At 42.7% G+C, this 17,587-nt stretch carries 20 protein-coding genes and 1 riboswitch; of the genes, 15 read left to right on the top strand and 5 right to left on the bottom strand.

The window, feature by feature from the left end; genetic code table 11:
• The first annotated feature begins 6 nt into the window (after positions 1 to 6).
• Positions 7 to 1,218, top strand: a complete 1,212-nt coding sequence (locus tag DESLBE_RS12605; protein WP_005808377.1) for an FAD-dependent oxidoreductase — start codon at positions 7 to 9, stop codon at positions 1,216 to 1,218.
• 108 nt (positions 1,219 to 1,326) lie between these two features.
• Here the strand turns inward: DESLBE_RS12605 and DESLBE_RS12600 are convergent, their stop codons facing one another.
• A complete protein-coding gene (locus DESLBE_RS12600; protein ID WP_005808375.1) occupies positions 1,327 to 2,694 on the bottom strand; it encodes a TrpB-like pyridoxal phosphate-dependent enzyme in 1,368 nt (455 codons plus the stop codon).
• Positions 2,695 to 3,250: 556 nt separating this feature from the next.
• Here DESLBE_RS12600 and DESLBE_RS12595 point away from each other — a divergent pair.
• The 5 genes from DESLBE_RS12595 to DESLBE_RS12575 all read left to right on the top strand — a co-directional run bounded on the left by DESLBE_RS12595 (position 3,251) and on the right by DESLBE_RS12575 (position 7,307).
• Complete coding sequence (locus DESLBE_RS12595; protein WP_005808371.1) at positions 3,251 to 3,517, top strand: hypothetical protein; 267 nt, start codon at positions 3,251 to 3,253, stop codon at positions 3,515 to 3,517.
• Positions 3,518 to 3,832: 315 nt separating this feature from the next.
• On the top strand, positions 3,833 to 4,597 hold the full coding sequence (locus tag DESLBE_RS12590; protein WP_005808369.1) for a hypothetical protein: 765 nt from the start codon (positions 3,833 to 3,835) through the stop codon (positions 4,595 to 4,597).
• Positions 4,590 to 5,225, top strand: coding sequence for a PrsW family glutamic-type intramembrane protease (locus DESLBE_RS12585; RefSeq protein ID WP_011461842.1), 636 nt, complete (start codon positions 4,590 to 4,592; stop codon positions 5,223 to 5,225). The genes DESLBE_RS12590 and DESLBE_RS12585 overlap by 8 nt, the downstream gene beginning before the upstream one ends.
• A gap of 84 nt (positions 5,226 to 5,309) precedes the next feature.
• The gene (locus DESLBE_RS12580) at positions 5,310 to 6,056 is read left to right on the top strand and encodes a hypothetical protein (protein WP_144677102.1); all 747 of its coding nucleotides are present in this window, start codon (positions 5,310 to 5,312) and stop codon (positions 6,054 to 6,056) included.
• A gap of 87 nt (positions 6,057 to 6,143) precedes the next feature.
• Complete coding sequence (locus DESLBE_RS12575; RefSeq protein ID WP_005808364.1) at positions 6,144 to 7,307, top strand: DUF2974 domain-containing protein; 1,164 nt, start codon at positions 6,144 to 6,146, stop codon at positions 7,305 to 7,307.
• 13 nt (positions 7,308 to 7,320) lie between these two features.
• On the opposite strand, the gene DESLBE_RS12570 is transcribed toward DESLBE_RS12575, so the two are convergent.
• The 4 genes from DESLBE_RS12570 to DESLBE_RS12555 form a co-directional block, all read right to left on the bottom strand.
• Complete coding sequence (locus tag DESLBE_RS12570; RefSeq protein WP_015943067.1) at positions 7,321 to 7,749, bottom strand: DUF1232 domain-containing protein; 429 nt, start codon at positions 7,747 to 7,749, stop codon at positions 7,321 to 7,323.
• 165 nt (positions 7,750 to 7,914) lie between these two features.
• Positions 7,915 to 8,973, bottom strand: coding sequence for a nitrite reductase (locus tag DESLBE_RS12565; protein WP_005808360.1), 1,059 nt, complete (start codon positions 8,971 to 8,973; stop codon positions 7,915 to 7,917).
• A 62-nt stretch (positions 8,974 to 9,035) separates the two neighbouring features.
• Positions 9,036 to 9,959 carry a diacylglycerol kinase family protein gene (locus DESLBE_RS12560; RefSeq protein ID WP_005808357.1) on the bottom strand — a complete coding sequence of 308 codons (924 nt, stop codon included), beginning with the start codon at positions 9,957 to 9,959 and terminating at the stop codon, positions 9,036 to 9,038.
• 11 nt (positions 9,960 to 9,970) lie between these two features.
• Complete coding sequence (locus DESLBE_RS12555; RefSeq protein WP_005808355.1) at positions 9,971 to 10,393, bottom strand: universal stress protein; 423 nt, start codon at positions 10,391 to 10,393, stop codon at positions 9,971 to 9,973.
• A gap of 273 nt (positions 10,394 to 10,666) precedes the next feature.
• Between DESLBE_RS12555 and DESLBE_RS12550 the strand changes: the two genes are divergently transcribed.
• The 9 genes from DESLBE_RS12550 (at position 10,667) to DESLBE_RS12510 (ending at position 17,529) form a co-directional block, all read left to right on the top strand.
• Entirely contained in the window at positions 10,667 to 11,515 is an 849-nt protein-coding gene (locus DESLBE_RS12550; protein WP_015943070.1) for a 2-oxo acid dehydrogenase subunit E2, read from the top strand.
• Positions 11,516 to 11,610: 95 nt separating this feature from the next.
• Entirely contained in the window at positions 11,611 to 11,817 is a 207-nt protein-coding gene (locus DESLBE_RS12545) for a TOBE domain-containing protein (protein ID WP_005808351.1), read from the top strand.
• A 284-nt stretch (positions 11,818 to 12,101) separates the two neighbouring features.
• Entirely contained in the window at positions 12,102 to 12,938 is an 837-nt protein-coding gene (locus tag DESLBE_RS12540) for an undecaprenyl-diphosphate phosphatase (RefSeq protein ID WP_005808347.1), read from the top strand.
• Between the two features lie 82 nt (positions 12,939 to 13,020).
• Positions 13,021 to 13,578 carry a LemA family protein gene (locus DESLBE_RS12535; protein WP_035213357.1) on the top strand — a complete coding sequence of 186 codons (558 nt, stop codon included), beginning with the start codon at positions 13,021 to 13,023 and terminating at the stop codon, positions 13,576 to 13,578.
• Between the two features lie 52 nt (positions 13,579 to 13,630).
• The gene (locus DESLBE_RS12530; RefSeq protein WP_035213354.1) at positions 13,631 to 14,404 is read left to right on the top strand and encodes a TPM domain-containing protein; all 774 of its coding nucleotides are present in this window, start codon (positions 13,631 to 13,633) and stop codon (positions 14,402 to 14,404) included.
• Positions 14,405 to 14,466: 62 nt separating this feature from the next.
• Positions 14,467 to 14,573, top strand: a riboswitch (TPP riboswitch).
• Between the two features lie 110 nt (positions 14,574 to 14,683).
• Positions 14,684 to 14,980, top strand: a complete 297-nt coding sequence (locus DESLBE_RS12525; protein WP_011461833.1) for a thiamine-binding protein — start codon at positions 14,684 to 14,686, stop codon at positions 14,978 to 14,980.
• Positions 14,949 to 15,731: an ABC transporter permease gene (locus DESLBE_RS12520; protein ID WP_144677100.1), complete on the top strand. Its 783-nt coding sequence runs from the start codon at positions 14,949 to 14,951 to the stop codon at positions 15,729 to 15,731. Before DESLBE_RS12525 ends, DESLBE_RS12520 begins: the two co-directional genes overlap by 32 nt.
• 33 nt (positions 15,732 to 15,764) lie before the next feature.
• Positions 15,765 to 16,784, top strand: coding sequence for an ABC transporter substrate-binding protein (locus DESLBE_RS12515; protein ID WP_005808339.1), 1,020 nt, complete (start codon positions 15,765 to 15,767; stop codon positions 16,782 to 16,784).
• The gene (locus DESLBE_RS12510) at positions 16,765 to 17,529 is read left to right on the top strand and encodes an ABC transporter ATP-binding protein (RefSeq protein WP_243131310.1); all 765 of its coding nucleotides are present in this window, start codon (positions 16,765 to 16,767) and stop codon (positions 17,527 to 17,529) included. The genes DESLBE_RS12515 and DESLBE_RS12510 overlap by 20 nt, the downstream gene beginning before the upstream one ends.
• Positions 17,530 to 17,587 lie beyond the last annotated feature (58 nt).

Below are 17,587 nucleotides of genomic sequence, written 5' to 3'. Positions count from 1 at the left end.
TTAGACGTGGATAACTACTATGATTTGATCATAATTGGCGGAGGTCCTGCCGGGCTTACGGCGGGAATCTATGGAGGAAGGGCAAAGCTGAAGACACTGATTATCAATAAAGGAACCATCGGTGGAATGGCAGATAATACCCGTGAGATCGTAAACTACCCGGGATATGTTAATACCAGCGGTCCAGAGCTCATGGAAGATTTCAAAAGACATGCTAAGAGTTTTGGCGTAGAGTTTCTTAAAGATGAGGTAGTAAGCACAGATCTTTCCCAAGATCTCAAAAAAATCATGACCAAAAAGAAAAAAGAAGTCTATGGTAAGGCAGTCATTGTTGCTGTGGGAACTCAGCCCAGACTCCTTAATATCCCCGGCGAAAAAGAATTACGTGGTAATGGGGTTGCGTATTGTGCTACATGCGATGCCGAGTTCTTCGAGGGAGAAGATGTGGTTGTGGTAGGTAGTGGAGACCAAGCCATTGAAGAAGGAATGTTTATCACCAAGTTTGCTCGTAAGGTCACGGTCATTGTCCTTCATGATAAAGGAGTTTTGGATTGCAATAAGGTCAGTGCTGAAAAAGCCTTTCAAAGTGAGAAGATGGATTTTGTTTGGAATTCCACTTTAGAGGCAGTTTTAGGTGATGAAAATGTGGAGGGGGTAAAAGTGAAGAATTTAAAGACAGGCACTTCATCAATCCTCCCCTGCCAGGGTGTATTTTTCTTCGTAGGTATGATTCCGGCCACTGAATTTCTAAAAGATAGTGGTATAGAAATGGATCATCGTGGCTATATTTCCGTCAATGATTTGATGGAGACGAATCTTTCCGGGGTCTATGCCGTTGGTGATAACCGAATCAAATATCTTAGGCAAGTCGTTTCCGCAGCGGGAGATGGAGCCACTGCTGCTGTCGCTGCAGAACGCTATATTGAAGAACTTGAGGCTTTCCAAAAGAACATCCTGAATAGTGAGAAGAAGGTCTTACTGGTATTCTTTAATGCAGCCGACACTCAAAGTCTGGAGTACTCTTCACTAATGGAAGAACTTCACAAAGAACATAGCGAAGAGTACACATTGGTGAAAGTTGATATGGCAACTAAGAAAAGCCTCGCTGAGAAATATGGTGTAATCAATGCCCCTGCCGTTGTGGTATTGGACAAAGGCGAGAAAGTTAAAGATATGGAATGCAGCAAGGATAAAGCAACTTTAGCAGGACAGCTATAGCAAAAGACAAATTGTAAAGACTACAACTAAGTGGTAGAGAGGATTTCCCGGAACGGATATCCATACTCTACCACTTGGTTTTTTTATGAGGGAAATAGGCTTTCAGTTTTAGTCTACTTTAGGCAAAGTAGCAAAGCTCTTTTCTAAGTCTTCATCCGTAGGGATAAAGTCGGTCATGGTGCCCGCGTTATAATTCATATAAGCGGACAGATCAAAGTATCCGGTGCCGGAAAGCCCGAAAAGAATGGTTTTCTTCTCTCCGGTCTCTTTGCATTTTAGGGCTTCATCGATGGCTACCCGCAGCGCGTGGGAGGATTCAGGGGCAGGGAGAATTCCTTCACTGCGGGCAAAGAGAGTAGCAGCATCGAAGATCTTAGATTGCTCAACCGCCCGGGCTTCCATAAGGCCATCATGATAGAGCTTGGATACTATGCCGCTCATGCCGTGGTAGCGAAGACCACCGGAATGGTTAGGGGAGGGAATGAATCCTGAGCCCAAAGTATACATTTTAAGAAGTGGAGTGGTTTTTCCTGTATCGCCAAAATCATAGGCATATTTACCCCGGGTTAAAGATGGACAAGAGGCAGGCTCTACACCGATAAAGGTAATGTTATTTTTTCCTTGGAGTTTATCTCCGAAGAAGGGGGCAATCAGGCCGGCATAGTTGGAGCCGCCTCCTACGCAGCCGATCATAATATCGGGCTGAATACCGTACTTTTCGCAGGCAATCTTGGTCTCTTCACCGATCACTGTTTGGTGGAGAACCACATGATCAAGGACACTGCCCAGGACATAGCGGCAATTCTCAGATTTTAGAGCTACTTCGATGGCTTCGGAGATAGCGCATCCCAGGGAGCCGCCGGTGCCGGGATTTTCGGCGAGGATTTTTTTTCCGATTTCTGTGGTGTCGGAGGGAGAGGGGATGACCTTACCACCATAAGTCTCAATCACAGCCTTGCGATAGGGCTTCTGTTCAGAGGAGATCTTCACCATATAGACGGTGAGATCAATTTGATAATAGGCACAGGCCATGGATAGGGCCGTACCCCATTGCCCAGCGCCGGTTTCTGTAGTAAGGGAAGTTAAACCTTGTTTTTTAGCATAGTAGACCTGGGCGGCAGCTGAGTTGAGTTTGTGGGAGCCGGAGGTATTGGTTCCTTCAAATTTATAGTAGATCTCCGCGGGAGTATCCAGCAGCTTTTCCAGGCAATAAGCTCTGACCAGGGGTGAAGGACGGTACATCTTATAGAAGTCCCGTATATCTTCAGGGATCTCAATATAAAGATCTTTGGTGTTTAATTCCTGTTCGATTAACTCATCACAAAACACAGGTTGCAGATCTTCGATGGTGCAGGGCTTCAGCGTTCCAGGGTGAAGCATAGGAGGGGGGAGTTCCTTCATTACAGCCTTCAAATTGTACCAGCTTTTCGGCATTTCCTCTTCGGAGAGATAGATTTTGTAAGGTGTTTTCGTCATGTGGATTCATTCCTTTCGTTTGTTTAGTGAAAGTATTAAAAACTTCATTTTGATTGAAGCTTTCTATCCCGAAAAAGAAAATTAAAAAAGCCTTTGTCCCCTTATAGGACAAAGACTTCCATCTCTGCGATACCACCTGCATTGCGTAAATACGCCACTTACTTCGTATACTATCATATACGCTTCATGGATAACGGGTGAAGTTCCCGGCTAGCATACTTTTACCATGATACTCGTCTTTCATGGTTTATCAAGGTAATTTCTGCATCACCCTCATGAGTCCATTCGTGATAAGTCTACCTGTACTGCAGTTCCACCCTCTGCAGCTCTCTGAACCTGAGAACTTATCCTACTACTCTCAATCAGCGGTTTTAAAATATTTGTATATAATTTATAAAAATATTATCCTGTTATATAATATTTGTCAAGAAAAAAATAAAAAAATTATGTAAAAAATGCAATTTAAATTCGCTGAATCTTATTGACAGCATTATCCATTCCTGCTACAATACTCCTTGTGTGTAAATTTTGTATTTAAAAAAGAAAGAGGTTTCCAATGAGTTTTCAAAGTGATTTTCAGATTCTTCATGGAGAGATCAAGAAGCTTGGCAAGCTTGACCAACACAACATCAGTGGGTCGAAAAAATTCTCTGTTTTGAAAGACCAGATTCTAACCGTTCTTGAGGTATCCTTTGGTAAAACATCGAGGGAATATCGTATCGTAGAATTAACAAAATCTCCAGTGACGGTTCTTAAGGTTATGAATCATATCGTTGCGCGGAGCGCAACGCTGACTTGCCAAAGTATTGCTGTAAACATCTAATCTATTTTTATCAAGTCCCATTCATTGAAGCAAGATTTATAGTCTAGTCAAGATTTAGATGGAACAGTTGACATCTTAACTAGTGGTGTATGGCCACCTTCCTAATGAGGAGGGTGGTTTTTGTTTTAATATAAATATATAATCCTTGCCATAAGAATTTTATATTATATAATCTCAAAAAATTATTTTAAAAATCTGTGAATTATATAACATTTGCTCGTGAAATATGTCATAATGTATATAAAGTATATACAACTCTTGAATGTAAATGAAGTTGACAATGTAGTAATATGGCTCTCAAGGTAGGGGATTTTCATGATTACATGGGATCAAGTCATCCAAGGAATGTTAAAACGAAAAGAAATCTTGGCATTAACTGTTAAGGCTGTCTGTATTCTTTCGTTTGTTTGGGCAGCTCTATTTTATATTTTGCTTTTCATCGATTTTCCTTATGCGAAGTTAAATGCGGTAGCCAATGGAATACAGTTTTTTTCTGGATTAGCTATCGGCATGCTTGTGATCTGTTATGCTCGATTCAGCTGCCAGCGCTATTTAGTATTGGGAGTCGCTTTGGCTGTATTAAGTTGGACTTTGGGACAGCTTTACTGGTTCTCTGTTATATTTCTTAACGGTTCATCACTCCCCTATCCATCCATTGCAGATCTGGGTTTTATAGGCACTTATTTCTTTCTGATTGGGGTAATCCATACAATCACAAGAGGGATACCTCAATATACCATTGAGATAAAGTATTGGAATCTATGGCCCCTAGGATTACTAGTAATTCCTATTTTCCTGGCTCTGGCAGGATCCAGTAATCTACTGATCAATATAGATAACCTGGTCTTAACACTAGCTATAGTGTACACCCTATGGAAAGCTCAGCCTATTTTCCCTATTATCCGGTACCGGCTGTTTATAGCGGGTCTTTGTTTGCTATGCCTAAGTGATATGATATTTATAATATGTGTCTGTTTGATACCGGATACATGTACACTTTCTACAGATGCTTTATTCCCAGCAGCCCTTTCCTTAACAGCTTACGGCTTTATGAAAGTAGAGGAGATGTCCGATGGGTGAGGCTATTTTTGTAGGGACCATTATCCCCCTATTTTTTCTGGCGATTATCTTAAAAGGCGAACAAAGGCTGCTGATACTGTTTTTTACCTGGGGTCTTATTGCTTTTGCGATTTCCCTGACCTTGAATAATGCTTTGGTCCGGCATTTTCAGATTAATACTCAGCAACTTTCCACCACTTGGGCTCCGATTATTGAAGAATTTACAAAGGCATTACCACTTGGGTATTTTCTATTCAAATCGGAAAAGAAAATACCCATTGTTTATTTTGGGATTGCGGCCGGGATTGGATTTTCTATTCAAGAAAATTATGTATACCTCTTAGGACACATGCATGAAAGTGGATCACCGGTTCCTTTTATTATTACTCGTAGTGTCACAACCTGCCTTATCCATGGGACGACCACAGGTATTGTTGGCTTTGGGCTCAGTATAGCAAGGCAATTAAACGGTATAATTTGGCCACTGCTGTTTGGTCTTTATACTGTAGCAGTCACGATTCATGCTTTATATAATCTGTATATCTACTCAAGTTATCAATCCATTGGTTTGTTTATGCCGCTTTTCCTTTATTTAATAGGATTTGCAGTGCTTAATATAAAGGAGGATAAGGGGCGGGAAAAAGACTAAGATGGCATTTTGTTTGGAGTTGAGGTAGTATTAATCGGAGAGTGATCTCTCCGATTTTATGTTTGGGAGCAAGGTGGGAAAACCATGAGCCAGATGCATCAACAACTTATCAATGAATATACAAGGACCCGTCTCAATGAAGAAGCAGTCAGCATTGAGAGAATCTATTTCTACAAAACCGATAAACGAGTGAATCCCAAGCAAGAGGAGCCGCTCTGGCACGCGGCAGGGGATATTCCCATTCTGGTCTCGGCTCCCCATGCGGTTCGTCATTTTCGCCAAAAGAAGATCAAAATGTCCGACGAGTATACCGGCTCCATTGTCTACCTGCTGAATAAGTTAACCGGTTGTCATGCCATTGCAGTGACTAAGCTTTATGGTGGGGATCCGAACGTGGATAGTCCTTGCATCTATAAAGAGAAACTTGCTCAGTTATGCAGGCAAGGCAAGATCAAGCTCCTGCTGGATATTCACGGAGCAGCCCGAGACAGGGACTTTGATGTGGATTTTGGAACGAACAATAGGAGGAACCTTCTTGAAAAAATGCATACCGATGAAATCCTGGCCCAGAACTTTCGGAATTGTGGGTTCTCAAAAATTTCCTCCGATTATTTTGCTGCATCCAGCCCAAATACGATAGCCAATTTTGCGGCCAGAGAACTGGGAATTCCAGCTGTCCAGATTGAGATTAATAAGCATTATCGTGTCCCAGCTCAAAATCCTCAAGGGTTTCACCGCTTGATGGCGGCATTGGTGGAAAGCATTAACAGTGTAGGCAGAAGGTATCAAGAAGGTTGGAAAGATATTAATCGGGAAAGAAAAATAAGATAGAAGAATAGGTCAGCATAAAATTCAAAAATAAGACATACTAAGCAGAGACTGTATTCTATTCAAGAAGTGAAGAAGAAAAGGTGTCCTATGCAAAATATATTCGATTATCTTGATTGGCGAGGGGACTTAAGCTTTGCTCAGGATGGATTTAATCAAGTAGATAATTTAATCTTTTCGATTTTGGCTTACCTTGAATTCGATGGTATCCTCCCATCGGAGGCCTCAAGGGATTCCATATCCTTGACGAAAGCAGGGGAAAAATACTTCAAAGGCCTTGCTCATCAGAAACTCCAGAATAGTATCAACCCTTTCTTCCGGGAGATACCCAAACTGCTGGTTAAAACCTCGCTGGCAACTCGTTTTAAAGAAATTCAGCTGTCCAGTTATGTAAATCTTGTGGATCATGAGATTTGTAACCAATTTTCCGCGATGGTCTTTTCCATCAGCCAAGGGGAACATTATATTGCCTTTCGGGGTACGGACGATACCTTGGCCGGATGGAAAGAGGATTTTCAGATGAGTTTTAGGGATGAAGTAAAGGCCCAAAGAGATGCAATTTCCTATGTAGAAAAAGTCGTGGGGAAATATCAGGGCAAGCTTTATTTGGGTGGCCATTCCAAAGGCGGAAATCTGGCGGTCTATTCTGCAGCAGCCATGGAACCTGAGGTTCAAGGGCGAATCATTGGAGTATATAACAATGACGGCCCGGGCTTTTTGACTCATGTCCTCGAACGAGAAGGATATCAGAGGATCCTCGACCGGATTCATACCTTTGTTCCTAAATCCTCCGTGGTAGGGATGCTCCTTGAGCATGGAGAAGAGTATATTACAGTCAACAGCAATGGTCTGAGCGTTATGCAGCACAACCCTTTCTTCTGGGAAGTAAGAGGCAGCCATTTCGTCTATGAAAAGAATTTAACCAAAGGGAGTAAGAATTTTAACAAGACTGTAAGGCTTTGGCTTAACCAATTATCCATGGAGCAGAGAGCGGAGTTCGTGGATGCTTTATTTGATATTTTTCAGGCCACCGGGGCCACGACAGTCAGCGATCTGTCCCAGAAAAAGCTGACCTTGGCTAATGATATGATTAAGAGTTATAAAACCTTGGATCCCTTGACCAAATCCCATTTAAAAAAGACCCTTAAAATTTTCTTTGATAAAACCCAAAAGGTATGGATTTCGTCTTTCGAGGCCGATGTGGCATCTCTGTTGGCACGGACACCGGCCAAAAAGAAAAAAGACAGTACATAAAGCCATTAATGAATCAGGATTCCGCGGGATCTTTGCTTTGCTTCCACAGACTAAACTTTTGCAAGTCAGAGTCCACCTGTTTTAAGACCAAGCCGAGGACAAACATGTCGTCTACATAGCCAACTCCTGGAAGGTAATCAAAAAGAATATCAATAGGGGATAAGAAATAGATCAAGGCAGCTAAGATAGCGATAATGGAGCCGGCGGGGATCTCTTGATAATCTTTGCTGATATAAGCTTTGACAACTTGAATCAGGATAAGGATATCCTGGTAAACTTTATGGATGGGCCCTGTATTGATGTTGAGTTTCTCTGCTTTCATAAACGCAGCATTGAGTTTGTCCTGGGTAAGGTTGATATTTTGGAGGGTCTTTTTGGATTCTTCCTGATAATGATTAAACTTCGCCATAATCTTATCTTTAAGATTCTGTCCAATCTGCATACGACTTGTCCTCCTTTGCTTTAACATTATTATATCATGATTAGGGCAAAGTAATTAGAATGTTCCAGTTATATAAGACAAATGTAGGGAATGACCCTGTGTTCTTACGCAAGGGTATTCCCTACATTCTCAATTTATCGGAGAAATTATCTTTAACGGGTCGTCTTAGCCAATTAAGGCTTTCTCTACAGTTTCAAAGCCCAAACGCTCAATCATTTGAGCAAAGCGTTCGCCCTTATTGCCATGCTCCTTGTAGTATTGAATCGCTTTTTCAATGATCCCGGTAGCCTCATCTAAAGTATAAAGACCTTGGATTTCCTGGCCTAAAAATTGCTTGCGTGCGGCCATCCCTCCAAGACTGATGGCGACTTGGTCTTTTTTCTTGCCAATGATGCCAATGCAGCCCACATGAGGCATGGAACAGTTATTAAAACAGCCACTGGTAATAATTCTAAGCTTACCGGGCAGGGTCACATCATAATAACCTTTATAAATTTTTTCATTGAGTTGACTGGTGTAGCCCTCGGTGTCATAAAGACTGAATTTGCACACAGCCCCTTTACAAGTTGTTATGGGTCTTGGCCTGGGTCCTGTAGAACCGATGCTCAAACCGACTTCAGCAAGAGCTTGAGATACCTCGTTCAGGTTATCTAATAGAATACCAGGGATTTCGATATTTTCTCTTTGGGTGAGGTAAAAATACCCGCTTCCATACTGTGTACAGATTTCGCTTACTCTTTTGGATTGCTGGGCATTCATTTTCCCGCCGGGAACAACCACCCTGCAAGAAAAATGCACCCCATCTTTATTGAGAAGGAACCCCTTACCTTTTAAAAGGGCGGACTGCTCTTGAAGCAACTCTTTGAGCCTCTTTGTAAAATGTGCTTTTACCTGTTCTACATATTCCGGTTTTAGAGAGTAACGGCTTAAGACCCGAGTGAAGTCGCGATCCAGGCCATAAGTGCCATACTCATACCATTCGGCTTCCAAGTGGCAGACTGCTTTTATTTGATCGTAGATATAGGGAGTACCACAAAAGGTTTCAAACAGCGCACTGAGTTCCTGAACTATTTGTTCTTGGGGCAAAAAAAGATTAAAAGGACTTTTGGCTCGCTCTGATTCATAGATCCCATCGTCTTCCCAAACAAAGGGTTTATCACAACGAGCGATAATTTCTTCACAGGTTTTTATCATCTTTTCTCTTTCATTGATGGATAACGACATCTTTAACACCTCTTCAGTTTATTTATAAAAGATGGCACACCCTATGGGGTGTACCATCATAGTTATGTCCATAAGCGAATCCCTTGTGGTATTAGGGAAAAATGGACGGGTGTAAATCCGGGATGTTCCCCATCCAGCTCCAAGTAAGCCGAAGGATTAGAGATAATGGAGACTTCTTTACCACGATGGACTGTAACATCCGGAACCTCAAGATGGTGGCCTTGATAAATTTTGGGCAAATGGCGCAAGAGTTGGAACATAGAGAGGTTACCGAGAACAACGACATCAAAAAGACCATCGTCAAGCTCTGCATGAGGAGCAATCATCATTCCTCCTCCTACAAAGCGTCCATTGCCAATCCAGATACTGTTGGCTGGTCCATTGACCACGATTTTTCCATCAATGACACATTTCATGTTTTTATTTTTATAGGTCAAAATGGTCATGATGCCCCCAAGGAGGAAAGATAGTTTTCCACCGAGGAATTTGCTGTGCTGGTTAACTCGGCTAACCGCCATTCCTCCCAAACCCACATCCGCTACGTTGAGAAAATAACGAGTGTACAACTGACCGGTAGCGTCTTGATATTGAACTAGCCCGCAATCAATGGGGACAATTTTTTGTCGGTGCAGAACTTCCAGCAAAGAGGGGAGCCCTCGTTTTTGATCGAGGGTGCGTAGAAAATCTCCCCCGGTTCCATGGGAAAGAACAGCAAGACTTGCTTCAGGATTAATAGGTTTTTGATCGGCAAAAAATCCGTTCACAACCTCATTTAGAGTGCCATCGCCACCGACAGCAAGAATTTGCGTATAACTATGCATGGCCTGCCGGGTGAGATTGGTGGCATCCCCTGGTCCCGTGGTGTAAGCAAATTCAAGATTAACGCCCTGATCAAGGAGGCGCTTGTAAATTTTGGGCCAGATTTTTCGAGTTTGTCCGTTAGCCGAAGCTGGGTTAACGATAGCAAACCAGGGGTTATTATTCATTACACCATCCTCTAAGGAACTATGGTCACAGGGCAGCTTGTTTCATGAAGAACATGGGTAGCTACGCTTCCCAGAATGGCTCTCTTAACGGCACCGAGTCCCCGGTATCCCATAACAATACTGTCTACAGCACTTTCTTGGGCTTCTTTACAAATTTCCCGACCAGGGTCCCCTGTGCGTAGGAGCGTGCGGATGGGCGCGATGGAATCTTTAGCGATTTCCAGAGAGTGATCGAGAACTTCCTTACTGGTTTCTTCCTGCATTACCTTAATCTGTTCTTGGGTGGCAAAGCGTTTTATATTGGGTGTGTTATAATTGGGTTGAACGTTTAAAAAGATAAGAAGGTCGTCTTTGCAACGTGCTAGCGTAAGAGCATAGTGAATGGCTTTGTCCGAATTCGGTGAGCCGTCTACAGGTACCAAGATTTTTGTCATATGTATCACTCCCTCGATTAAGCTTGTCTATTTTACCTTATTTTATATCATCCCATAAAAAAGTTAAACTATCAAACTTCTTTTTCACTGTCATAAGTAATTATAAATTTTCTTAAAGAAGAGATCGGACTTTCCTAAGGTTTTAACCGGACAAATTTTATTGACTACAAATAAATAGGAAAATTTTGCATTAAGTTAATATAAAAAGAAGGGATTATCTGATCCTTAGAGAAATTTATTGAAAGGAATTAAGAAGCAAAAGGGGAGATTTGGATGCGACGAAGTGACGGGCGGCTTCTCAAGTCTTTAAGCCCTTTTGTAAGGATTATTCCCCACATTATGACCAAGCGGAATGATGCCCAAAATTTTTATAAACAAGTCGTTGCTGTTGATAAAATTGATCAGTATATCAAAGAAAAGAAAGATCAAGGGATTAGGCTCAACTACTTGCACCTATTTATTGCAGTCTATGTGCGTGTTCTCGCTCAACGCCCACAGCTGAACCGTTTTATCATGAATAATAAAATCTATACCCGATATGATATCCGCATCTCTATGGCCATTAAGCGCCTCTTAAAGGATGACGGTGAAGAGACAACAGTTAAATTCCTCTTTTCAGGTCTGGAAAGCATCGAAGAGATTGTCAAAATCGTCGATCAGACCATAGAGGAAGGTTGTGCGGCAGGAGCTGCCAATGAGGTGGATACTATTGCTCAACGTATTATGGCCTTACCTAATAGTCAAGTGAAGCTTTTAGTAGGGACGCTAAAGTGGATGGATCGGCATAATTTACTGCCGAAAAAGATTATTGAAGCCAGTCCTTTTCACACATCTCTTTTCTTTACCTATCTCAAATCCATCAATCTGGATTTTATCTACCATCATCTCTACGATTTTGGTACGACAGGGATTTTTGTCGCCTTAGGGAAGAGCAAAAAATTACCCGTAGTTGAAGAGGATCAGGTAGTGGTCAAAAAATGCTGTGAGATCGGCTATGTTTTGGACGAGCGGATTTGTGACGGACTCTACTACTCCAATTCCTTTAAATTAGTCAAGAAGTACCTGGCAAACCCTTATCTACTTGATGAAAGGCTGGAGAAGGTAGAGGAAGATGTGAACTAGAGCGCATAACTATCTGTGGATGGAGTCGGAATTTTGTTTGAAATGATTGAGAGTGTGCATACTAATTTAAATAGTAAACAAGGAGGAATTATCTAATGAAATTATCGGCTAGAAATCAATTAAAAGGCAAAATTACGGAGGTTAAAAAGGGCCCCGTGTCAACGGAAGTGGTTCTGGATATTAATGGTCAGTCAATTACAGCGAGTATAACTTCTGGTTCAGCAGAATCCTTGGGATTAAAAGTAGGTGATGACGCAATTGCCGTTATCAAAGCAAGTTCAGTCATGATTGGTCTCGAATAATCTTAAAAAGTTTCTTTGGGCAATCGGCTGATTACCTCCCAGGATAGATATAACTCTATTCTGGGAGGTAATCTTTTTAATAGGTTTTGATGAGGAATTAAGAAAAAGTTAATAAATACTTATATAATCCCTAAGGTTAGGCTAGACATAATCAGGTATAATACTATATGGATAGCGTCATGTGTCGAAGAATGAAGGGGGAATGCGGCTATCCATTCATAAACCGAATTGGTATAATGGGCGTGATGTAATTAAATCTATAGAAAATGTAATCAGGAGGAATTATGGCATTAGTAGAGATTTTTAAAGCGATTTTACTAGGTATTGTAGAAGGGATTACAGAATGGCTGCCCATCAGTAGCACGGGACATATGATATTGGTGGATGAGTTTATTAAGCTGAACATGTCCGCGGCTTTTATGGAAATGTTTTTCGTGGTCATTCAGCTGGGAGCTATTTTGGCTGTTGTGCTTTTGTATTGGAAGAAACTCAATCCCTTTACATTCGATAGAGGGGTTTCCGTCAAGCAGGAAACCATAGAAATGTGGTTCAAAATCATTGTGTCCTGTATTCCGGCCGGTGTTATCGGTCTATTGTGGGACGACGTGTTTAACGCTCTTTTTTATAACTATCAAACCGTTGCCGTTATGCTGATTATATTTGGAATTCTCTTTATTGTTATTGAGAATTACAATAAGGGGAAAAGGCCTCGGGTCAATCACTTATCACAAATTACTTACACCACGGCGTTCATGATCGGAATATTTCAATTGATTGCCGCCATATTCCCCGGAACTTCCCGTTCTGGTGCTACTATTGTAGGAGGACTTTTGCTGGGAGTATCCCGAACCGTAGCGGCTGAATTTACGTTTTTTCTCGCTATCCCCGTTATGTTTGGGGCCAGTGCACTTAAGCTTTTGAAGTTTGGTTTCAACTTTACAGGTCCGGAGTTGATGATTCTATTAATAGGAATGGTAGTGGCCTTTATAGTATCCGTAATCTCCATTAAGTTTCTAATGGGATATATCAAAAAGAATGACTTTAAGATCTTTGGCTGGTACCGTATCATCTTGGGTGTGATTGTGCTTCTGTATTTTTCAGCCAGGACTATTATAGGTTAGATTTGATCTGAAAAGCTGAATCAACTTAAGAAATGGTATAACAATAGATAGTAAGGAAAGAAATATGAATGGAGGAAGCGTTATGAAAAAGTGGCTGATTCCCGTAGGGATAATTATCATTCTGGCTATGATCCTGGGGTCTGGTTATAATAACTTAGTGACTCTTTCGGAGACTGTGGACAGCAGCTGGAGTCAGGTAGAGAACCAGCTTCAGCGCCGAGCAGATCTCATTCCGAATCTGGTCAATACCGTCAAAGGATATGCTGAACATGAAAGTGAAGTGTTTACGGATGTAGCTGACGCCAGATCCCGACTGATCGGGGCAGGCAGTGTGGGAGAGGCTGCTGAGGCGGACGCGGCGCTAAGCAGTGCTTTGAGCCGATTACTGGCTATTTCTGAAAGTTATCCTCAGTTAAAAGCTGATGCTAATTTCCGGGCGTTGCAGGATGAATTGGCAGGAACGGAAAACCGCATTGCTACAGCACGCATGGACTATAATAATGAGGTACAATCCTATAATACGAAGATAAAACGTTTCCCGGCCACGCTTTATGCGGGTATTCTTGGTTTTGATGAGCGAGAGTATTTTAAGGCTGATGCGGGTGCTCATGAAGCTCCCACCGTGGATTTTTCCAAGTAACGGCTTGTCCAGATGGCACTATCAAATAGGTTAAATGAAGGGAATGAAGCCTATGAAGAGGAAACTCCGGCTTGCCGGATTGATACTGTTCTTCCTTACTTTAGCTTTTCCTTTGCAGGCGGCTACCCCTTCGATCCCGCAGCCTACCCGTGACTTTTTCGTGCTGGATGAAGCCGATGTTCTTGACTCAAGCACCGAGAGGATTATTATCCAAAGCTCGGCGGACTTGGAGAGAAAGACCAAAGCCCAGATTGTAGTGGTTACAGTCAACGATCTGAAAGGATATGGATCGGAAGAATATGCTCTAGCCATCTTGAGAGAATGGGGGATCGGTGATGAAAAGCTAAACAACGGGTTACTGATCTTAGTATCCCCTACGGAGGGGGAGGCCAGGATAGAGGTGGGTTATGGCTTGGAAGGGGCTCTTCCCGATGCTAAAACCGGCCGAATTCAAGATGAATATATGATTCCCTATTTTCAAGAAGGGGATTATAACCAAGGCATCTTAAATGGCTATCGAGCCTTTGTTCAGGAAGTTGCTAAAGAGTATCAAGTTGTGATGGATATTGACTCTCCGCAGGCTTTGTACACTTCGTCTGATTATGGAGATGGAACCAATACCTTTGCTTCCCTGCCTCTTGGGGTTAAAATCCTAGCCTTTTTCGGCATCGTCTTCCTATTTTATATTGACCACCGTTATTTTAACGGCTTTATCTTCGGCATGATTATTGGCATGCTCATGAGAGGTGGCCGCGGTGGCGGAGGCGGAGGCTTCGGAGGCGGTGGGGGTTCCGGCGGTGGCGGAGGCAGCACACGACGTTGGTAATAACTCATTGCAAGCTTGACCTTCTTGACACCTTAAGATTAAGGTGCTATGATGCAAAAAAGAGAATAGTATTGGGGAGCTGGAAAACGGCTGAGAGGGAAACGAGTGTTTCCGACCCATTGACCTGATCTAGGTAATGCTAGCGGAGGGACTTAGGATACATGAGCTTCTGGCTCCATGTCCTGAATTGTTTGGGAAAACCTTCTGATTGCAGAAGGTTTTTTATTATGCATTACCCTCCTCAAGTGTAAAATGAAGAGGAAAGAAGGAGAAAAAGAAATGATTAATGCAAGTGTAGCTATTCAAGTATTACCGGCTGTGGAAGGACAAGAAGTGATCCGTGTGGTGGACAAGGTCATTGAATATTTAAAATCCTCAGGTCTTAATGTCTACGTAGGTCCTTTTGAAACGACTGTTGAAGGGGAATACGACCAACTTATGGAAATGGTTAAACACTGCCAGCTGATCTGCATTGAAGAAGGGGCACCCAGTGTCATGTCCTATGTAAAAATTAGCTATAAGCCGGAAGGCGGGATTTGGACCATTGATGAAAAGGTTACAAAGCATCACCAATAAGCTTTACCCAACGGCTGTACTTCTGATCTTGCTTATCTTCTGGTATCTGGTGGCTCTTCTTGAAATGGTGCCAAAATTCATGCTACCATCCCCTGGGGATGTGATTCGGGCTTTAGCAGGTTCTTTTCCTGAGCTTATGAAGCACGCCCAGATCACCTTGACGGAGGCTTTCATAGGATTAGTTCTTAGTATTCTTTTGGCTTTTTGGATTGCGCTTTTGATGGATCGTTTCGATGCTCTTTATAAAGCCTTCCATCCTATCCTGGTAATTACTCAGACTATTCCCACGGTAGCCATAGCCCCTTTGTTGGTGTTATGGCTGGGCTATGATATGGCGCCGAAGATTACGCTTGTTGTTCTGACCTGTTTTTTCCCTATGACCATTGCTCTTTTAGGTGGATTTAAATCGTCGGATCAAGACGCTATGAATCTCATGCGAGCTATGGGGGCTAAAAAGTGGCAGATCTACCGGTATATTAAGCTGCCTAATGCTCTGCCCGGCTTTTTCTCGGGTTTACGCATCTCGGTGTCCTATTCTATTGTCGGTGCAGTTATCGCTGAATGGCTGGGAGGAAACAGTGGTCTTGGTGTGTATATGACCCGGGTCAGAAAATCCTATTCTTTTGATAAAATGTTCGCGGTGATTTTTTTGATCATCATATTGAGCTTAGTGCTTATGAAATGTGTGGAGCTCTTGGAACGAAAAGCTATGCCCTGGGCACAGACCGGGGAACAGCAAAATGAAGGCTGAGGGCCCAATAGTGTTTAAGGAGAATGTTGAGATATGAAAAAGCGATGCATAGCAATTCTTATGAGCGTCTTTGTGGTTTTAGGATTAGCGGGGTGTGGTGTTCAGAACAATACGATCAACACTGGGAATGAACAGCAAGGTGCACAAGAAAATAAGAAAGTCACCTTTGTCCTGGACTGGACACCGAATACTAATCACACCGGCGTCTATGTGGCTAAAGAATTAGGCTATTTCCAAGAATCAGGTTTAGAGGTGGATATTGTACAGCCACCTGAAGGGGGAGCACTACCATTGGTAGCTGCCGGAAAAGCTGAATTTTGTGTAACCTTCCAGGAGGAACTTGCAGCTGCTCTTACCTCAGACAGTCCCCTGGATATGGTAGCCGTAGGGACTATTTTGCAGCATAATACTTCGGGAATTATCTCCTTGAAGGAAGATAACATTACCAGACCGAAGGATATGGAGAACAAGGTCTATGCCACTTGGGATTCTCCTGTGGAAAAAGCCATTATTAAACAAGTCATCGAGAAAGACGGCGGTAAATATGAGGCTATCAGAATGATTCCTAATACAGTAACAGATGTGATCTCGGCTTTGAAAACCGATGTGGACGCTATTTGGGTGTATTATGGATGGGATGGCGTGGCAACAGAGGTGAAAGGCCTGGATACCAATTATTTTGCGTTCAAAGATATTGACCCTATCTTAGACTTTTATACCCCGGTCATAGCTGCCAGTCCTCTGTATTTGGAAAAAAACCAGGACACAGCCAAATCATTTTTAGCTGCTGTAGCCAAAGGGTATGAATACGCTATAGCACATCCCGAAGAAGCCGCTGAAATTCTGGTCAAACATGCCCCGGAATTGGATCAGGAGCTTATAAAAGCCAGCCAAAAGTATTTGGCCAGGGAATATAAAGCTGAAGCAGAGCGGTGGGGATTCATCGATCAGGCCCGTTGGGATAATTTTTATGCTTGGATGGCAGATAATCAATTGATCTCCAAAAGGATTGAACCAGGACAAGGTTTTACCAATGCCTACCTACCGCAGTAAGATGGATAAGATAAAGCTTGAGACGCAAAATATCTCAAAGGGTTTTGCGGGAGAATTAACGATTAAAGACATCAATATCAGGCTCGGTGAAAAGGAGCTGGTAAGCCTCCTGGGAGTAAGCGGCATCGGCAAAAGCACTCTTTTTAATGTTATCGCCGGTGTCCTTACCCCTGATTCAGGACGAGTGCTTCTCAACGCTCAGGATATTACGGGTCAGGCCGGTAAAGTAAGCTATATGCAGCAAAAGGACTTGATGCAGCCTCATTTGACTGTGTTGGATAATGTGGCCCTCCCTCTTTTCATTCGGGGAGTAAAGAAGAGCCAAGCCCGTGAAGAGGCCTTCAGCCATTTCAAGGAGTTCGGGTTGGAAGGGGCCGAGAAGAAGTACCCCGCCCAGCTTTCCGGAGGAATGCGGCAAAGAGCGGCCTTGCTCAGAACCTATATGTTCTCTCGCGATGTAGCTCTCTTTGACGAACCTTTTTCCGCCCTGGATGCCATTACTAAGAGCTCCATGCATCGCTGGTATTTGGATCTCATGGGCCGAATCGACATGTCTGCTTTATTCATTACCCATGATATCGATGAAGCCATCCTGCTTTCCGACCGGGTGTACATTATGACCGGGCCCCCAGGAAGGATCGCCCATGAGATTATTATCGATACCCTGCGGCCCCGGGGAGAAGAATTCCGGATATCTGATGCTTTTATGGGGTACAAGAGACAGATTATTAAGTTATTAAGCTAATAGGATTTACTACCCAAGCTCTATGAAAAGTAGAGCTTGGGTGTTTTATTTTAAAGGA

It is taken from the genome of Desulfitobacterium sp. LBE, from assembly GCF_007830365.1.
Lineage (GTDB): Bacteria > Bacillota > Desulfitobacteriia > Desulfitobacteriales > Desulfitobacteriaceae > Desulfitobacterium > Desulfitobacterium hafniense.
Note: the sequence above shows the minus strand (reverse complement) of the source record. Positions and strands in the feature narration are given on the sequence as shown.